Genomic DNA, 15837 nt, shown 5'->3' with positions numbered 1-15837 from the left:
AAAATCGTGATCACCACCCGTTCTGCAGAGAGCACTTCATGACCCTTTCCGCCAAGGCGTTCCAGCGCTGGCTGCAAAGCATCGCACCAGATGCCAGCACCGCAGACGTCTGCAGGGTCTCCGGAATCAAGCGCACCACGCTGGCACAGCAGCTGGTCCGGGGCAAGGTCTCGGTGAGCACGGTGGTCAGCATCAGCCGCGCCTACGGGATCAACCCCGTCGCAGCGCTGGCCGGATTCGACGCCTACAGCGCCCTGGCGGGTCCGCCCCGCCCACCCACCAGGGACGAGCTGGTAAGCCAGGTTTCCAACGCAGACCTCCTCCGGGCCCTCCTGGCCCGTCCGGCTATGGACGCCGCCCGCGGAGCAGCCGCTCCCGCCCTCAGCCCTGCCCCGCACGCCACGTCCGTGAAGAACTGGGTTGACGCGATCGACGACGGCGAGCTCCGGCACCGCGTTTCGACGTCCACCGGGGTGGCCCCGCAGAACTATTCCGCCCAGCTGACCGCCAACCGGCTGTCCCCCGAGCTTGCCATGGCCACGGCGTTGGCTGCCGGGGTGGGCGCGGCCAGCGGCCTGGTGGCCACCGGACTTATCACGGAGGAGGAGGCCGGATGGCCTTCCGGGGCACGGCGAGCGGCGCTGGACAGCCTCTCCGACGGAGAACTCACCACGCTTGCAGGGGACAGGCTCCAGGCACTGGGCAAAGTATTGCGCCGGCAGGAGCAGGACAAGGCGCAGACAGAAAAGATTTGGGAGAACCTGGGATGATCGAGACCCTCCAATGGACCACGCTGGCCATTTGCGCAGTCATTGCGGTGGCCCGCATCCCCAGCACCCTCCGCGGCGAGAACCGCTCCCTGTTTGGCATCTTCACCATGATGACCCTGGCCATCCTGCTGAGTATCCAGGAACCCTACCTCGTCATTGACCGAGCCTTGGGCGGCACCAATATCGCCAACCTGCTGCTGCGGTTCGTGATCTTCGCGGCCATCTTTTTCCTGGGCGTCCGGGTCTCCAGGGGCTTCGACGCCAAAGACGCTTACCGGCTGATCACCGGCCGGGTGGGCGTTGGAGTCCTCGCGGTCATTTCGATCGTCATGGTGGCTCTCTTCTTCATGATGGATACCGCCGGTTCCTCCGCAGGGCTCAAGGCTATATCCGACAAGGATGCCCGGAACTTCGCGCTTGTGGAGTTTTACGGTGCGGCGGGCAGGGCCTACCCGGCGTATGTGGGGCTGGCCTTGGTGCCAGCAATGGTTCGTGCGGTGCAGGACCGGCTACCGGTCCTGGTGCGGGCAGGTTCCGCTTTGCTTGCCCTGGGCGGAGTCGCCGTTGCCCTCACTCTGCTCTTTCCGGTGGTGCCGCCATCCATGGACACCTTGGAGTTCATCGTTAATTACACGGCGGTGCTCTGCTACGTCATTGGACTGGCCCTGATCTGGGCGGCCCGGGTGGTCAATAGGCGCACCACACGCACTCGAAAGACATCTACCGAAACGTAACCTTTCCCGCTTTCACAAAATCATTAGAGTGTGACACAATCATGAATGTGTGAAGGCGGGGCCGGCAAGCGTTTTCGAACGGGGATAAATTCCAAAGCGCCAGCCGCCCCGGGGGCCTTTGCACACATTGGGGGGATGAGTGGTGGCGGATCGTTGGGGACCGCCCCCACTCAGCCTGTTTAAGGCGCCTTTTGCCGGCTGCAGCCCGCCGAACACCTACTTCCGGGCAAACCTCAACGTCACCAGCTGGAACGGCCGGAGCGTGAGCACGGCACCGGTGCCACTAGGCTCAACTCCGGGGGCCTCGGTGGCACGCTCCAGAAGGTCCGTGGGCACAACGTCCTGCACTAGGAAGTTCGCCGTTATGTTCCCTGAGGAACGCTGCCCCAGCGACTCATACAGCCGGACCACCACGTCCCCGGAACCGTCCTGCGCCAGTTTCACCGCTTCGATGACCAGGGCCGGGTTGCTGACCGAGAAGAGCGCCTCCACTGGGCCGGCGCCGCTGACCAGCCGGGGCGCCAGGTTGGTCCGGTACCCTTCCTGGACGGCATCGGCAATATCAGCGCCAGGGCGGATGGCCACCGTCAACTCGTGGCGCCCCCGGTCTGCGTCCGGGTCGGGGAACTTAGGCGCCCGCAGCAGGGACAGGCGCACGGTGGTGGTGGTTCCGCCGTCGGATTCCCTGATGCTCCTGCCCACGTCGTGACCGTAGGTGGATGAATTGGACACGGCCACGCCGTAGCCGGGTTCACCCACATGGATCCACCGGTGGGCGCAGATTTCGAACTTCGCGGCCTCCCATGAGGTGTTGGTGTGGGTGGGACGAAAGACGTGGCCGAACTGCGTTTCCGCCGCCGACCGGTCGGCCCTCACATCCAGGGCGAAGCCCAGCTTGAGCAGCTTCTCGCGCTCCTGCCAGTCCACGGAGGTGCTGATTTCCAGTGACGGGCTCCCGGGTGCAAGGGTGATGCGCTGCGTGAGCGGCGAGGTGCCAGCCAGCCGATCCACGACGACGACGGCGCTCGCCCCGTCAGTGGCAAGCCGGACCGATTCTGCGTGGACCAGCGGCGTGACATTGCGCCGGTAGAACTCGTCGATGTCCCAGGCGTCCCACTCATTGGGGGTGTCCCGGTGGAGCTCCAGCAGGTTGCCGCGCTGGCCGGGTGCGATCGCTTCACGGCCGGTGGCGTAGTCCAGCAGCGAGGCCAGCAGACCGTCGGCGTCGATCACGGCGCGGATGATCCCGTTGTCCAGGATGTAACCACCGTCGTGCTCCGTAGCCCGCGCCGGTTCCGGACGGGCCTCCGGTTCACCCGCAGCCAGCGCCGGGACCCCGTCCCTGGCATGAGGTGCGGCGTTGAGCAGGAACTGCCTGTCGCCGGAGCCCAGCATGGCCCCGGCCGCATCGCTGATGAGTGCTTCAAGCGCGGTTTCGATGGCCTGGTAGTTCCGCTCGGCGTCCTGATGCACCCAGGCAATGGCGCTGCCGGGGAGGATGTCATGGAACTGCTGCAGCAGCACCAGCTGCCAAAGGCGCTTGAGCTCGGCCCCGGGGTAGGCGTAGGCACCACCGGCGCGGACAGCAGCCGTGGCGCACCACAGCTCCGCTTCACGCAGCAGATGCTCGCTGCGCCGGTTGCCTTTCTTGGTGCGCGCCTGGCTGGTATACGTGCCGCGGTGCAGCTCCAGGTACATCTCGCCCACCCAGACCTGCAGGGGCGAGTACTCTTCCTCGGCCTGCCGGAAGAAGCTCTCCGCGGATCCAATCCGGACCCTGGGCGACCCTTCCAGGTCCGCCGTGCGTGCAGCAGCGGCAAGCATTTCGCGGGTGGGACCGCCGCCGCCGTCGCCGTAACCGAACGGAACCAGCGACACAGTCCCGCGGCCGTGGTCGCGGTAGTTGCGCTCGGCATGGGCCAGGTCCCTGGCGCTGAGATCCGAGTTGTAGGTGTCCACGGGCGGGAAGTGGGTGAACAGCCGGGTGCCGTCTATTCCCTCCCAGTTGAAGGTGTGGTGGGGCATCCTGTTGGTCTGGTTCCAGGAAATCTTCTGCGTGAGGAACCAGCGGCTGCCCGCAGACTTGACGATCTGGGGCAGGGCCGCGCTGTAGCCGAACGAGTCCGGGAGCCACGCCTCCCTGCACTCGATGCCGAATTCCTCCAGGAAGAAGCCCTTACCCTCCACGAACTGCCGGGCCATGGCCTCGCCGCCGGGCATGTTGGTGTCCGATTCCACCCACATGCCGCCGACGGGGACGAACTGCCCCGCGCGCACCTTTTCCCGGATCCTGCCGAACAGGTCCGGGTAGAGCTCCTTGATCCATGCCAGCTGCTGCGCGGAAGAACAGGAGAAGACAAAGCCAGGGTCTTCATCCATCAGGGCCACCACGTTGGAGAACGTCCTGGCACATTTGCGGATGGTTTCCCGGACCGGCCAGAGCCAGGCGGAGTCGATGTGCGCATGCCCCGTGGCAACCAGCTGGTGTGCGGATGCATAGGCGGGCCTGGCCAGGACGCCGGCGAGCGCCTGCCGCCCTGCCGCCGCAGTCCCTGCAACGTCGTCGGGGTCCATCACATCCATCATGTGTTCGAGGGCCCGGAGGATCTCATGGCGGCGCGGGAGTTCCAGCGGGAGCTGTTCCATAAGGCCTGCCAGGGTCCAGATGTCCTGCTGGAGTTCCCATACGCACTGGTTCAGTTCAGCGATGGCAATATTCCCCAGCCGGTACTGAGGAGCTCCGCCGGCGGTCGCCTTGTCACCCAGGGGGGTGGGGGCAAAGGTCCAGCCCTGCGCCATGTCCGGATTCGCGGCCGCTTCCACGTAGAAGTCCACTGCCATGCCGCTTCCCAGCAGCTTGAGCGGGATGTACTGGTTGCGGGGCGAAATTGCCTTAATGATGCTGCCATCCGACCGCCAGGCGATGCCCTCGCACTGGAACCCTGGGGCTTCAGTGGTGAACCCCAGGTCCACTACCACCTCTACCGTGGTGTCCGGGCCGCCGCCCCAGGATTCGGGCACCTCCCCCTGGAGCCGCAACCATGTGGTGCCCCACGGCCGTCCCCAAGGGGCTCCAGGCTCCTGCGGCTGGAACTCCTGCCGCATCGCCTCGAGCGCGGAGACCGGTTCGTCGGGCACTTCCCAACTGCTCAGGGTAAGCGGGACCGTCCTGCTGTAAACAGCAGGGGCAATGCGCTCACGCACAAACCTCGTCAGGCGGACTTCCGTGATCCTGCGGTCGTCATGCAATATAAATCCTCTTTAAGCGGGAGACTGGATCATCGCGTCCATTCGATGGACAAATCTACCCGCTGGCAGCATTGCAACCAACCCCTTTTTAACCAATGCGCCGCCTGTTCCAGCCATCGGCGGCCCTATGTTCCTGGCATGGCAGGTTCGGGCCGCAGTATCCGGGAATCGCCGGCATAGATATTGAAACTGCTGCCCCGGCTGAATCCCGCCACGGTCAGCCCGTTCGCCTCCGCCAGTTCCACGGCAAGGCTGGAAGGGGCACTGACGGCAGCCAGGACGGGAATTCCGGCAAGCGAGGCTTTTTGCACCAGTTCAAAGGACGCCCTGCCCGACACCTGGAGGACGGTCCCTGCCAGCGGCAGGAGGCCTTCGCGCAGCGCCCATCCCACTACCTTGTCCACGGCGTTGTGCCGCCCCACGTCCTCGCGCAGGCACAGGAGGCGCGGCTCGCCGTCGTCCTCAATCCTGAACAGACCCGCCGCATGCACTCCGCCGGTATCGTCAAAGACGCGCTGGGACTCCCGCAGCAGGCCCGGCAGGGAGGCCAGGACCTTGGCATCCACCGTCAGCGGGTCCCCCTGCGGGCTGTGGTGGGAGGACTTCTGGACGGCTTCGATGGAGTCCGTCCCGCAGATGCCGCAGGAGCTGGACGTGTAGACCCTGCGGCCGGTGTCGGGAAGTGGAACGTCAGGCCGCAGCTGGGCCTCCACCACGTTGAACGTCTGGACCCCGTTCTCGTCCTCGCCCGCGCAGAACCGCAGCGACACGAGCTGGCCCTGGTCCCAAATAACGCCCTCGGACACCAGGAATCCGGCCACCAGGTCAAAGTCGTCGCCGGGCGTCCGCATGGTGACCGAGTAGGAAAGCCTGCCCAGCCGGATTTCCAGCGGCTCCTCGACGGCGAGGACGTCTTCGCGGTGGCGGACCGGGTACTCCAGGGCGCCCGGAGAACCGTCCAGGAGATACTTGTGCACCTTGCGGCGCTGGGTTACCCGTCCCATGTTCCACCCTGCCTGTTCATTACTCCATCATGGCACCAACAGGGGCCTGCCCTGGCCCAAAAGGCGCAGTACTGAAGCGACTCAGCCCAGGAGGGCGCTCCAGTCCACGGGTCCGCTGGGTGCCGCTTTGCCCTTGGGTTGGCCGGTACGGGCACTGCTCCGCGTCTTGGCTTTGGCTTCACCGTCCACCGGGCGCGGAATGGGCGCCCCCCACGGCAGGGCGAAGGCGGGCACCAACTCGCCCAGCTGCACTCCGTGCGGCGGCACCACCAGGACCCCGTCAGCAGCGGCCAGCCCGCGCATCATTCCCGGCCCCGTATGCTGCGCCGGAGACGCCATGCCGTACAGCAGCCGGAACGGCATCAGCCGGGTCCGTCCGGGGTCCGGCTCGATCATGGTCCCGCACGGTACTTCCTGCACCGCCGGCATGGGTCGGTGCCCCAGTGCGGCCAGCAGCGGAGCCCCCACGGTGGAGAGGGCCATCATGGCCGCCAGCGGGTTTCCGGGAAGTCCCAGGACAAAGCGGCCGTCCGGCAGTTCCGCGAGAACCGCAGGGTGGCCCGGCCGCATTGCCACACCGTCGATGATGAGCCGGCCGCCGAGTTCAGCCACCGCCCGCCGGAGGTGGTCCGTTCCCGAGCGTCCGGTACCCCCGGTGGTGATGACGACGTCGGCAGGCAGGTCCGGTGCGTCAGGCACCTCCGGCAGCACGTCCTCAAGCGCCGCCAGCCATTCGGCGTAGGAGTCACCGATCCGCTGCTGCCCGCCGGCGATGCCGCCCAGCATGGCTACGACGTCGGGTAACTGCGGACCGAACGTGTCGCGCACCTGGCCAGGCTCAGGCCTGCCCTGTTCAACCACCTCTGACCCCGTCAGCACCAGGCGGACCACCGGCTTCCCCTGGACCTGCACCTCGTCATAACCGGCCAGGGCTGCCAGGGCCAGGTGTGCCGGGTTGAGCTCCACCCCCGCCTTAACCAGGGTGTCCCCTTCCAGTGCTTCCTCCCCGGCCTTCCTGATGTGCTCTCCCGCGCGGGGCTCGCCGGGGCGCGCCTTGCCGCCGATCATCAGGACGGGGAGCCCCTCATCGTCCTGGCCAAGGACAGCACTCTCGGTGCGAAGAACCGCCTTGGCTCCGGGCGGGATGAGGCCTCCCGTGGCAATCGGGCTCGCCTGGTGCGGTGCCAGCCGCGTTCCAGCCTCCACGGGGATCCACGGGCCGCTTCCATTGACTGCCCAACCGTCCATGGCTGAGGACGCATAGTGGGGCATGTCCTGAAGTGCCACGATGTCGCGCTCAAGTTTGCGGCCCAGGGCTATCCGCAGCGCCACCGGCCCGGGGGGAATGGGAGTGGCTGCATCGAACGCTGCCTGCCGGGCCTCTTGCCAGGTGTGGGCCGCATGATGGTGTGCAGCAGGCACGTGTTCAGTTTTGCCCGGGTGCGCCCCTGTTTCACTGTCCGCGTGCGCCTCCGGATCGCCTTGGGGTTCTGCCGTCATTCGCCGGGAGCCCCGGCGGCTTCAGCGTCGTAGTCTTCCGCCAGGGAACGGGCGACGGCCAGCGCCGCGTCCATGGATGCTGCATCCATCTCCCTGCCGGGAGCGGCAGCCAGTCCCGCGGCGAACCCGGCGATAAAGGTGGTGAGCGGAGCGGCCGGCCGGACAACGGCATGGGCGGCAACGCCTGCAAGCGCCAGCACGGCGTTGACATCCACCTGGACATTCTCAAGCTTGTACGCCTGCAGAAGTGCCCTGCACCACTCTTCCAGCGTTTCGTCCTGGCTTTTCACGAATTGCCTCCCACATTAGCTCCGCCCGGGTGCCGGTCCTGGCCTGCGCGCTGGTTCCCGGCGGCAACCCCCAGCGCGGCAGCATCGTCCCAGGTATCCACATCGGAAGTGGACCCGGCGGGGACCGTGACAAGCTGCACGTCCAGACTAGCAAGGAGCGCCCGGACAGAGCCGTTGACCAGGGCGTTGCGTGCAGCCAGGTCGCTGCACGCCTTTGTTAACCCGGCTGTGCGATAAAAACCAGCCAGCGGCTGGGCCCTGCCGTCTGCGGCACAGGCCATGACGCCGTCCCCGCCGCCTGCAACGGCAGCGGATTGCGCCAGGGCATCCCGCAGCACCGTCACCGCCCGGGAAGCCAGGGGCATGTCGCACGCCAGCACCAGGGTGTAGGCAGCTTCTCCACCATTCCTGGCCAAGGCGTCCAGCCCCGCGGAAATTGCGGCCGCGGGGCCGGCGAACTGCGGCTCCTCCCGGCACATCAGCAGGGTGTGAGGCAAGGCTGGCTGAGGCAGCGGGCGTCCGGCCTGGGCATCGTTTGGAAGGGAACCCGTGTCGCCAACAACCACAATGCGCCGGGCACCAGCGGCCGCGGCAACGGAGCGTTCCAGGAGGGTCTGGCCGCGGAAAACCAGCGATTGCTTGGGTACGCCGCCCAGCCGGGATGACCGCCCTCCCGCCAGGATCAGGGCATCGAAGGCCAACCTGTTCACTTGCACTCCCCCAGCCTAGCGATCAGCAAGGCTCCGGGTGCAGGGCACGGTTGGTCAGGCAGCGCGCTCCGGGAGCAGGAACGGATCCCAGGCCGGCGTCGGCTTCTCCAGCTCCTTGATCTGCCAGATGGTTCCGTGGGGCGGCTCGGGGACGAACCGCAGGGTCCATCCCATCTCGGCGGGAGTGTGGTCGCCCTTGACGTTGTTGCACCGCAGGCAGGCGGCCACCAGGTTCTCCCATGAATCGGCGCCGCCCCGGGACTTCGGGTGCACATGGTCGATTGTGTGCGCCGCCTTACCGCAATACGCACACTTATGCCCGTCGCGACGGAGCACACCCCTGCGGCTGACGGCCGTTGAGTGGTTGTACCGGGGCCGGATGTAGCGGTTGAGGAGGATCACGGACGGGCGGCCCAGGACGTCGGTGGGGCCCACCACAGGGTCATCCCCTTCGGCCACCACGCTCGCCTTGCCCGTGAGCACAAGCACCAGCGCCCGGCGGAAAGTGATAACCGCCAGCGGTTCATATCCAGCATTCAGAACGAGAGTGCGCATGCACTTACCTCTTCACGGCCGCACCCGTCAGGGGCACGAGGGCCGGCTGCCCTCGGCATGTCCGGGCTATGGATCGACATCACAAGAGTAAACAAAGAAATGCAGAATCAGGTAATCGCCGCCCCGGAGCCCATTCGGGCCGTGAGAAGGGCACGGCACCGATGCCGTCGCCAACCCTTAAACCGCAGGGGACCCCCGCCTCACTGGCGGGGGTCCCCTGTAACATTTCCCGGCGGCCGTTCAGGCCGGCGCTGGAATGCTTAGTTGACGCGGATGAAGACGGGGCCGGAACCCACGTTGGCGCTGAAGACCACGGTCTGGTTCCCGTTGTAGCCGCCGTGGACGGCCATGCCGTTTCCGGCGTACACAGCAATGTGGGCCATGCCCGAACCGCCGTTGGCGTAGTAGATAAGGTCGCCCGGCTGCGCCTCGGCTGCACTCACGGTGCGGCCCAGGGACAGGTAGCCTGCGGGCCAGTCGTGGAAGTGGATGCCCACGGCGGCCAGGGAGTTGGTCACCAGCATGGTGCAGTCCTGCATGACGCCGAGCTGTGCATAGGCTGCGGACAGGATGGCAGCGCCCTTGCCGCTGGCCGAAGCCTGGGCTGCGGGAGCAGCCGGAGCAGCAGCGGTGGCAACCTTGGCCGTGACCTTGGGGGCAGCAACGGGCTGGGCAGCAGGAGCAGCTTCCTGCACCTCAACCTGGGGCTCAGGCTCCGCGACGGGGGCCGGCGTGGTGGTCACGGCCGGCTTCTCGTAGCTGATGGCAATGGTGGAAGCCGCGGAAATCGGGGCATCGACGGCGGATTCGACTTCCAGCTGGGACGCGGGAGCGGAATCGCGCTTGACGTTGGCGTCAGCAGCGTTCGCTGCGATGCCGCTGGTCAGGACCAGGCCGGAAGCGGCAGCGATAACCGCAGCCTGGCGGCCCATGCCGCCGGCGTTGTCGCTTACAGCTTTGGCAATGACAGCGATCGAGTTGGTTTTGGTGGCCTCGGCGCGGTGCCGTGCGGTAGCACGAGTCGTCATCAGTTCTCTCTTTCGTTGTTCCTTCGAACCGCTTGTAGGCAGACGCAGGGAATTGGATGCGCCGGCATCTTGGGGGTACGCCGGCGCATCCCGAACGGGGATGTGGTTTCTAGCGAAAAGCTTTGGGCAAAGAAATAGCCCTTGGAGCGTGGAGCCCAAGAACTACTTGTTGAGGTGGTAGTACGACGAGGTACCGGTGGCTGCAGGCGAGTGCAGCAGCGTGCCCTGGGACGGGTTGAGTGCGCTGACCATCATGCCGTTGCCGACGTAGATGCCCACGTGCGCGCCGCCGTTCTGGACCACCAGGTCGCCCGGCTGGGGGGTGGAGGTGGGGGTCATGATGCTCCACGCGTTGGTACGCGGGATGCTGATTCCGGCCTGGGCGTAGACCCACTGAACGAACCCGGAGCAGTCCCAGCCGGTGACGGGGCTGGTGCCGCCCCACACGTAGGAGTGGCCGATGCCGGTGTAGGCGATGGCCGCAATGCCCGAAGTCGCCGCGGAAACGGTCTCGACGGCCTTGGCGGCGGGGGCAGCGTCCTGGCCTGCAGTGGCCGTGGCCGTGCGTTCGGCCGGCGCGGTGGACTGCGGACGCACCGCTTCCACCTTAGGAGCAGCGGTGGTCTTGACGACGGGACGTTCGAAGGAAACCGTGGCCGTGGGGGCGGCGGTGACAGCGAGGGCCGTCTGGGCCGAACCGGACTCGGTGGAGGCAGAGACACCAGCGGTGGTGTCAGCTGCGGTGGCCGGCAGGCCCATGCTCAGGATGAGGCCCGACGCCGCTGCCACGACGGCAGCCTGGCGGCCTACGGTCCCGGCATTTGCGCTCACGGCCTTGGACACTGCGTCCAGGGGGTTGGTGCGAACCGTTTGCGCACGGTGGCGCGCAGAATGATGGCGTGAAGACACGAAGGTAGCCTCTCCCAATGCCTGCGAGGTGAGCTGTCGGATTCGGATGGGAGTCACCCGGCCACACTGCTTCCTGGGAAGCACGTGACTTAACCCCAAGGCCTTCTGGAAAGAAGGCCAAAATTGGTTCCCCCGCCCCTGCCAGACGATGAAATGCGAACGGACCTTGAGCGGTGGCAGAGTTAGGCAATCCACTCAAGAGCGTCAACTTCGGAAAAGTTGACGCGAGTTAGACGGTACAGCAGTTTTGTTTCAATGTCACATTCAGGTCACGGCAGGTCGCCACAATCTGAGAGTGAGCAATCACACAGTTAAAGCCAACCCATCGGATCAACCACTTCGCCGTTGACCTGCACCTCGAAGTGCAGGTGGCAGCCGGTGGACGCGCCCGTGGTCCCGCTGAGCGCAACAACGTCGCCACGGGAAACTGTCTGGCCCACCTTGACGTTGAACGACGACAGGTGGTTGTACGTGGTTTCCAGCCCGTTGCCGTGGTCGATGACCACCCGGTTACCGCCACCGAACTGATGCCAGCCCGCGAAGGTCACGGTGCCCGTCGCGGCCGCCAGGACGGAGGTCCCGCACTGCGCCACAAAGTCCTGGCCGCGGTGGAAGTCCCCGGAGCCACCGGTAATGGGGCTGACCCGGTAGCCAAAGGGCGAGGCGGTAGTGAGGGATGCGAGCGGCGCGGCCAGGGTGCCGGCGGATGCGGCGCGCGTGACGGAGCCGGCGGACTGGGCGCTCAGGAGTTGCTTCAGCTTCCCATCCGGGTCGGCCTGGGTCACCACGGCCGAGCGGCTGAAGTCGATCTGGGCACCAATATCGGCGGAAATCTGGGGCTGCGGGCTGACGGCGGAAGCTGCCAGGGGCGTATTGCCCGACGCGTCCGTGGCCATGACGGGACTGGTGGCCGGCACTGTGACTGTGAGCACCAGGCCGGTGGCGGCCAAGGCGATTCCGGCTTTCTGGCCAATGCCGCTGGCGGCGGCAAACTCCGTCACCTGCCGGAACGGGCCCCTGCGGCGGCGTGCGTCGCGATGCAGATCGCGGGGGCGCTCCGCTGCGACATCCTCGACAACCCGGGGTGCCAAAGGGGGGCCGGCCGCGCGGCGGCGGCCCCGGGAGGTCTGCATGGTCAAGAAGGGTTCCTCTCTGGAAAGCCTGCGGAGTTAGCTGTCGGATTCGGGTCAGAGAGATCAAAGACCCGGCCCGTCATGGGCAAGCTTCTGCACAGGGGTATTCCCGGAAGAATCCTTCACTGGAGAGGCTCGCTGCTGACGGACTTCACCCCAAGGCAGTCCCCCGCTGCCGGTTGTGGTTCCCCCGCCTCTGCCAGTAACGACTTCATGCACCCGATCCGCTGGCAGAGCTCGGCTCCGGATCGGGTAACGCTCAAGTATCGACGATTGTTACCACTATAGGGCCTTAAGACCCTAGGTAACAATTCCGTTATCTTTGCGTGGAAGCTTCGCTTTGGGGTATGCGGAGCCGCTCAGGGCTGGCTGAGGGCGACGAAAACATGGGCGGCCACCTCAGGCGGCAGCTCCAGCGCCCCTTCGATTCCCTGCACTCGCACGGAGATGTAGTCGCCCACGCGCTCCAGGGCCACTGAAGCGCCGGGCCGGATTCCGCCTTCGTCCAGCTGCGTCAGCAGTTCCGGCTCCACCTGGATCGGTTCGGCCAGCCGGCTGATGGTCACCGCTGAAGCGGGCGCGTAGCTCTTCATGGCCTCCACCAGGCTGATGGCCCCGTCAGCGAAACTGCTCGCCGGTTGTCCGCCCAGGGCGGCCAGGCCGGGGATGGGGTTGCCGTACGGCGACTCGGTGGGGTGGTCCAGCATCTCGTAGATCCGCCGTTCCACCCGCTCGCTCATCACATGTTCCCAGCGGCAGGCTTCGTCGTGCACGTAGGCCCAGTCCAGGCCGATGACGTCGGCCAGCAGGCGTTCGGCCAGCCGGTGCTTGCGCATGACCTCCGTGGCCCGCTTGCGGCCCGTGTCAGTGAGTTCCAGGTGCCGGTCGCCGGAGACGACAACGAGCCCGTCGCGTTCCATCCTGCCGATGGTCTGGGACACGGTGGGGCCGGAGTGGCGCAGGCGCTCGGCGATACGGGCCCGAAGGGCAACGATGTTTTCTTCCTCAAGCTCCAGGATGGTCCTGAGGTACATCTCCGTTGTGTCGATCAGATCCGTCATCCAGCTCAGCTCCTCGAGCGCAGTACCTTGCGTTGTCCCACCGTATCGCCTCTTCCCGCGAGGTAGTCCGGGGGAAAGCTTAGCCTATTTTGACTTTGTCCGAATAGCCGCGCTTCGAACAGCCGCACGTGCCGGGACCGTCTCATTGTCTGGACTTTGGCCCCTCCGGCTGCCGCCCCCACTGCCGTTCAGGCAGAATGGGTAGGGCCCGTTGCGCAGCCACCGCGCACTGCCGGCCACCTTTTACCCGCCCGTCCGGACCAAAGCTTTCGTCCCCGCCGAATTGGAGCACCTGTGAGCGACACCAGCATCACGATCCCCGCCGACCTCCTGCCCAAGGACGGGCGGTTCGGCGCCGGCCCGTCGAAGGTCCGCCAGGAACAGATCGATGCCCTGGCAGCAGCGTCCAAAACCATCCTCGGCACCTCCCACCGGCAGGCGCCGGTCAAGAACCTGGTGGGGTCGGTCCGCGAAGGACTGAGCCAGTTCTTCCGCGCCCCGGAGGGCTATGAGGTGGTCCTGGGCGTCGGCGGCTCCACGGCTTTCTGGGACATCGCCAGCTTCGGGCTCGTGGAAAAGAAGGCCCAGCACCTGTCCTTCGGCGAGTTCGGGTCGAAGTTCGCCGCGGCCACCAATAAGGCGCCCTTCCTGGGAGCCTCCTCCATTATCAAGTCCGAGCCGGGCACCCGTCCGGCGGCGCAGGCCGAGGCGGGCGTGGACGTCTACGCCTGGCCGCAGAATGAGACCTCCACCGGTGTAGCAGCCCCGGTCACCCGCGTCTCCGGAGCCGACGAGGGATCGCTGGTCCTGGTGGATGCCACCTCGGCGGCCGGTGGCCTGGACGTGGACGTTGCCCAGAGCGATGTCTACTACTTCGCCCCGCAGAAGAACTTCGCCTCCGACGGCGGCCTCTGGCTTGGCCTGTTCTCCCCCGCTGCCATTGAACGTGCCGCGCGGATCAAGGCCAGCGGCCGCTGGATTCCTGACTTCCTGGACCTCCAGACCGCCATCGACAACTCCCGCCTGAACCAGACGTACAACACGCCCTCGCTGTCCACGCTGGTCACCCTTGACGCCCAGGTCCAGTGGCTGAACTCCAACGGAGGCCTGGACTTTGCCGCCGCACGCACCGCCGACTCCGCCGGGCGCATCTACAGCTGGGCCGACGCCTCCGGGTTCGCTACCCCGTTCGTGGCCAAGCCCGAGGAACGCTCCAACGTCATCGCCACCATCGACTTCGACGAATCGGTCGATGCCGCCACAGTGGCCAAGGTGCTGCGCGCCAACGGCATCGTGGATACCGAGCCCTACCGGAAGCTGGGCCGCAACCAGCTGCGCATCGCCACCTTCGTGGCCATCGATCCGAGCGATGTCTCGGCCCTGCTGTCCAGCATCGACTACGTGGTTGGCGAGCTGCGCAAGTAACCACAGTCAACGCACGACGGCGCCGCCCGGGTTCTTCCCGGACGGCGCCGTTTTCGTTGCCCCACGCAGGGGTAGCCGGTTTCCCGGCATAAAGTGCGGTCAGGCTCCTGCCTGCGTGCCGGCGTCGTCCTTGGAATCCTCCGCGGCTTCCGCGGTCACCTGGCCATCCGGTTCAGCCGCGGCTGTTTCCTGGCCGTCCGCTTCGGGTTCCTGCTGGTCCTCGGGTCGGACGCGTTCGGCCCACGGCACCCACTCCGGGGCCAGGATGGCGTCCCCCGAGGGCAGCAGGCCCAGCTCGTTGACCGTTACTACCTTGGAGCGGGAGTTGCGGGTCAGTACCGCGTACCACTGCCAGCCTGCGTAGCCGGGCAGCCGGGACTCGAACAGGTGCGTGACCAACCGGTCGCCCTCGCTCTTGGCTGCCAGGTGCGGCCCGATGGTGGCGGCGGGGGTGATGCCCTCCACTGCGGTCCGGGCGGTGTCCACGGCAGCAGCCAGGAAAGCGTCAGGCTTGCCCGTACGCCATACCGGCACGCCTGCCTTGCGCTTGGGCGGGTTCTTGGCAGCCTGCTCCTGCACTGGCGTGCCCGGCTGTTCAGATTGGGGATCCATAGGCGCTTAAACGTCCAGCTCGTCGGCGACCTTGCGCAGGGCGGCAGCGATGGCCTTACCCTTGTTGCCCTCCGGGTACTTGCCCTTGGACAGGGTCCCGGACAGGTTGTCCAGGACGGTCACCAGGTCCTGCACCAGCGGGGCAAGATCCTTCGCGCTGGGACGCTTGGCCTTGGCGATGGACGGGGTCTTGTCCAGCACCCGCAGCCCCAGCGCCTGGGCACCCTTGCGTCCGTCCGCCACGCCAAACTCCACGCGCGTGCCGGCTTTCAGCTCCGTTACGCCCTCGGGCAGCGACGACTTGGGCAGGAAGACCTCCTGGCCGTCTTCGCCCGCGAGGAACCCAAAGCCCTTGTCCTTGTCATACCACTTGACCTTGCCGGTAGGCACGTAATCAACCTTCTTCGTTCTGCTGTCATGAGACACGGCCGGCTGCCACCGCATCCGCATTGTTGTGCGGGTTCAGGGTATGGCAAACGCAAACCGTGTTGGTCTGTATGCTTCAAGGTTATCCTGCCGCATGGCCTATTGATGCTTTGGGCAGCACTGTTCCGCCGCAGGCGCAAGGCCCCGGCTTTTACCCGCTCCGCTCCGGGCGCGGTAGCGTTGCATCCATGACTCCCTCGCGTTACCGGCGGCCGCTGATGGTCCTCGCCGCAGTTGTTGCCGTGCTGTCCCTGATAGCCGTGGCTGCTGTCATGGCGCTCGCCTTCGCCGGTTCCGTAGCTCCCGCCTGGATCACCTATACCGCGCTGTACGGCCTGCCGGCGGCCTTCATCCTGATGCTCCTGCTGGTCCTGGACGGCGTTGCCGCCCGGCGGCGGGCGGGAAGGGCCCAGCAGCGGTAACGTTGGACT

Annotated in this window: 16 protein-coding genes and 2 riboswitches; of the genes, 4 read left to right on the top strand and 12 right to left on the bottom strand. The window is 66.4% G+C overall.

What is annotated here, in order from left to right; all coding sequences use genetic code 11:
* Window positions 1-38: 38 nt before the first annotated feature.
* On the top strand, window positions 39-770 hold the full coding sequence (locus ACTAQI_RS21010) for a hypothetical protein (RefSeq protein ID WP_457948472.1): 732 nt from the start codon (window positions 39-41) through the stop codon (window positions 768-770).
* The gene (locus ACTAQI_RS21005; RefSeq protein WP_457948471.1) at window positions 767-1504 is read left to right on the top strand and encodes a hypothetical protein; all 738 of its coding nucleotides are present in this window, start codon (window positions 767-769) and stop codon (window positions 1502-1504) included. The genes ACTAQI_RS21010 and ACTAQI_RS21005 overlap by 4 nt, the downstream gene beginning before the upstream one ends.
* A 216-nt stretch (window positions 1505-1720) precedes the next feature.
* Here the strand turns inward: ACTAQI_RS21005 and ACTAQI_RS21000 are convergent, their stop codons facing one another.
* The 10 genes from ACTAQI_RS21000 to ACTAQI_RS20955 form a co-directional block, all read right to left on the bottom strand.
* Complete coding sequence (locus ACTAQI_RS21000) at window positions 1721-4753, bottom strand: alpha-mannosidase (protein WP_457948470.1); 3033 nt, start codon at window positions 4751-4753, stop codon at window positions 1721-1723.
* A gap of 125 nt (window positions 4754-4878) precedes the next feature.
* On the bottom strand, window positions 4879-5757 hold the full coding sequence (fdhD, locus tag ACTAQI_RS20995; RefSeq protein WP_457948469.1) for a formate dehydrogenase accessory sulfurtransferase FdhD: 879 nt from the start codon (window positions 5755-5757) through the stop codon (window positions 4879-4881).
* An 81-nt stretch (window positions 5758-5838) separates the two neighbouring features.
* Window positions 5839-7257, bottom strand: a complete 1419-nt coding sequence (locus ACTAQI_RS20990; RefSeq protein WP_457948467.1) for a molybdopterin molybdotransferase MoeA — start codon at window positions 7255-7257, stop codon at window positions 5839-5841.
* On the bottom strand, window positions 7254-7547 hold the full coding sequence (locus ACTAQI_RS20985) for a DUF6457 domain-containing protein (protein ID WP_457948465.1): 294 nt from the start codon (window positions 7545-7547) through the stop codon (window positions 7254-7256). The genes ACTAQI_RS20990 and ACTAQI_RS20985 overlap by 4 nt, the downstream gene beginning before the upstream one ends.
* Window positions 7544-8257, bottom strand: coding sequence for a molybdenum cofactor guanylyltransferase (gene mobA / locus ACTAQI_RS20980; RefSeq protein WP_457948464.1), 714 nt, complete (start codon window positions 8255-8257; stop codon window positions 7544-7546). The genes ACTAQI_RS20985 and mobA overlap by 4 nt, the downstream gene beginning before the upstream one ends.
* A 54-nt stretch (window positions 8258-8311) precedes the next feature.
* Entirely contained in the window at window positions 8312-8812 is a 501-nt protein-coding gene (locus ACTAQI_RS20975; RefSeq protein ID WP_056331149.1) for an HNH endonuclease, read from the bottom strand.
* Window positions 8813-9072: 260 nt separating this feature from the next.
* On the bottom strand, window positions 9073-9840 hold the full coding sequence (locus ACTAQI_RS20970) for an NlpC/P60 family protein (RefSeq protein WP_457948463.1): 768 nt from the start codon (window positions 9838-9840) through the stop codon (window positions 9073-9075).
* Window positions 9841-10002: 162 nt separating this feature from the next.
* Entirely contained in the window at window positions 10003-10683 is a 681-nt protein-coding gene (locus ACTAQI_RS20965; RefSeq protein WP_457951121.1) for a C40 family peptidase, read from the bottom strand.
* Window positions 10684-10753: 70 nt separating this feature from the next.
* A riboswitch (cyclic di-AMP (ydaO/yuaA leader) is annotated at window positions 10754-10932 on the bottom strand.
* A 128-nt stretch (window positions 10933-11060) separates the two neighbouring features.
* A complete protein-coding gene (locus tag ACTAQI_RS20960) occupies window positions 11061-11882 on the bottom strand; it encodes a M23 family metallopeptidase (RefSeq protein WP_457951120.1) in 822 nt (273 codons plus the stop codon).
* 10 nt (window positions 11883-11892) lie between these two features.
* Window positions 11893-12103, bottom strand: a riboswitch (cyclic di-AMP (ydaO/yuaA leader).
* A gap of 138 nt (window positions 12104-12241) precedes the next feature.
* Window positions 12242-12943, bottom strand: coding sequence for a metal-dependent transcriptional regulator (locus ACTAQI_RS20955; RefSeq protein WP_457948461.1), 702 nt, complete (start codon window positions 12941-12943; stop codon window positions 12242-12244).
* A 294-nt stretch (window positions 12944-13237) separates the two neighbouring features.
* Between ACTAQI_RS20955 and serC the strand changes: the two genes are divergently transcribed.
* Window positions 13238-14368 (top strand): phosphoserine transaminase, encoded by a 1131-nt coding sequence (gene serC, locus ACTAQI_RS20950; protein ID WP_457948460.1) that lies wholly within the window; start codon window positions 13238-13240, stop codon window positions 14366-14368.
* A 99-nt stretch (window positions 14369-14467) separates the two neighbouring features.
* Here serC and ACTAQI_RS20945 read toward each other — a convergent pair whose 3' ends face one another.
* The gene (locus ACTAQI_RS20945; RefSeq protein WP_457948459.1) at window positions 14468-14980 is read right to left on the bottom strand and encodes a DUF3027 domain-containing protein; all 513 of its coding nucleotides are present in this window, start codon (window positions 14978-14980) and stop codon (window positions 14468-14470) included.
* Window positions 14981-14986: 6 nt separating this feature from the next.
* On the bottom strand, window positions 14987-15370 hold the full coding sequence (locus ACTAQI_RS20940; protein WP_142131045.1) for a cold-shock protein: 384 nt from the start codon (window positions 15368-15370) through the stop codon (window positions 14987-14989).
* 224 nt (window positions 15371-15594) lie between these two features.
* On the opposite strand from ACTAQI_RS20940, the gene ACTAQI_RS20935 reads away from it, so the two are divergent.
* Complete coding sequence (locus ACTAQI_RS20935) at window positions 15595-15828, top strand: hypothetical protein (protein WP_457948458.1); 234 nt, start codon at window positions 15595-15597, stop codon at window positions 15826-15828.
* Window positions 15829-15837: the final 9 nt, after the last annotated feature.

It is taken from the genome of Pseudarthrobacter sp. alpha12b (assembly GCF_054130495.1).
Note: the sequence above shows the minus strand (reverse complement) of the source record. Positions and strands in the feature narration are given on the sequence as shown.

Excerpts from the sequence above, each read along its gene's own strand:
- ACTAQI_RS20970 (WP_457948463.1), bottom strand. The coding sequence starts at position 9,840 with ATGACGACTCGTGCTACCGCACGGCACCGCGCCGAGGCCACCAAAACC.
- ACTAQI_RS20960 (WP_457951120.1), bottom strand. The coding sequence starts at position 11,882 with ATGCAGACCTCCCGGGGCCGCCGCCGCGCGGCCGGCCCCCCTTTGGCA.
- fdhD (WP_457948469.1), bottom strand. The coding sequence starts at position 5,757 with ATGGGACGGGTAACCCAGCGCCGCAAGGTGCACAAGTATCTCCTGGAC.
- ACTAQI_RS20955 (WP_457948461.1), bottom strand. The coding sequence starts at position 12,943 with ATGACGGATCTGATCGACACAACGGAGATGTACCTCAGGACCATCCTG.
- ACTAQI_RS20975 (WP_056331149.1), bottom strand. The coding sequence starts at position 8,812 with ATGCGCACTCTCGTTCTGAATGCTGGATATGAACCGCTGGCGGTTATC.
- ACTAQI_RS21005 (WP_457948471.1), top strand. The coding sequence starts at position 767 with ATGATCGAGACCCTCCAATGGACCACGCTGGCCATTTGCGCAGTCATT.
- ACTAQI_RS21010 (WP_457948472.1), top strand. The coding sequence starts at position 39 with ATGACCCTTTCCGCCAAGGCGTTCCAGCGCTGGCTGCAAAGCATCGCA.
- ACTAQI_RS20935 (WP_457948458.1), top strand. The coding sequence starts at position 15,595 with ATGACTCCCTCGCGTTACCGGCGGCCGCTGATGGTCCTCGCCGCAGTT.
- ACTAQI_RS20945 (WP_457948459.1), bottom strand. The coding sequence starts at position 14,980 with ATGGATCCCCAATCTGAACAGCCGGGCACGCCAGTGCAGGAGCAGGCT.
- ACTAQI_RS20990 (WP_457948467.1), bottom strand. The coding sequence starts at position 7,257 with ATGACGGCAGAACCCCAAGGCGATCCGGAGGCGCACGCGGACAGTGAA.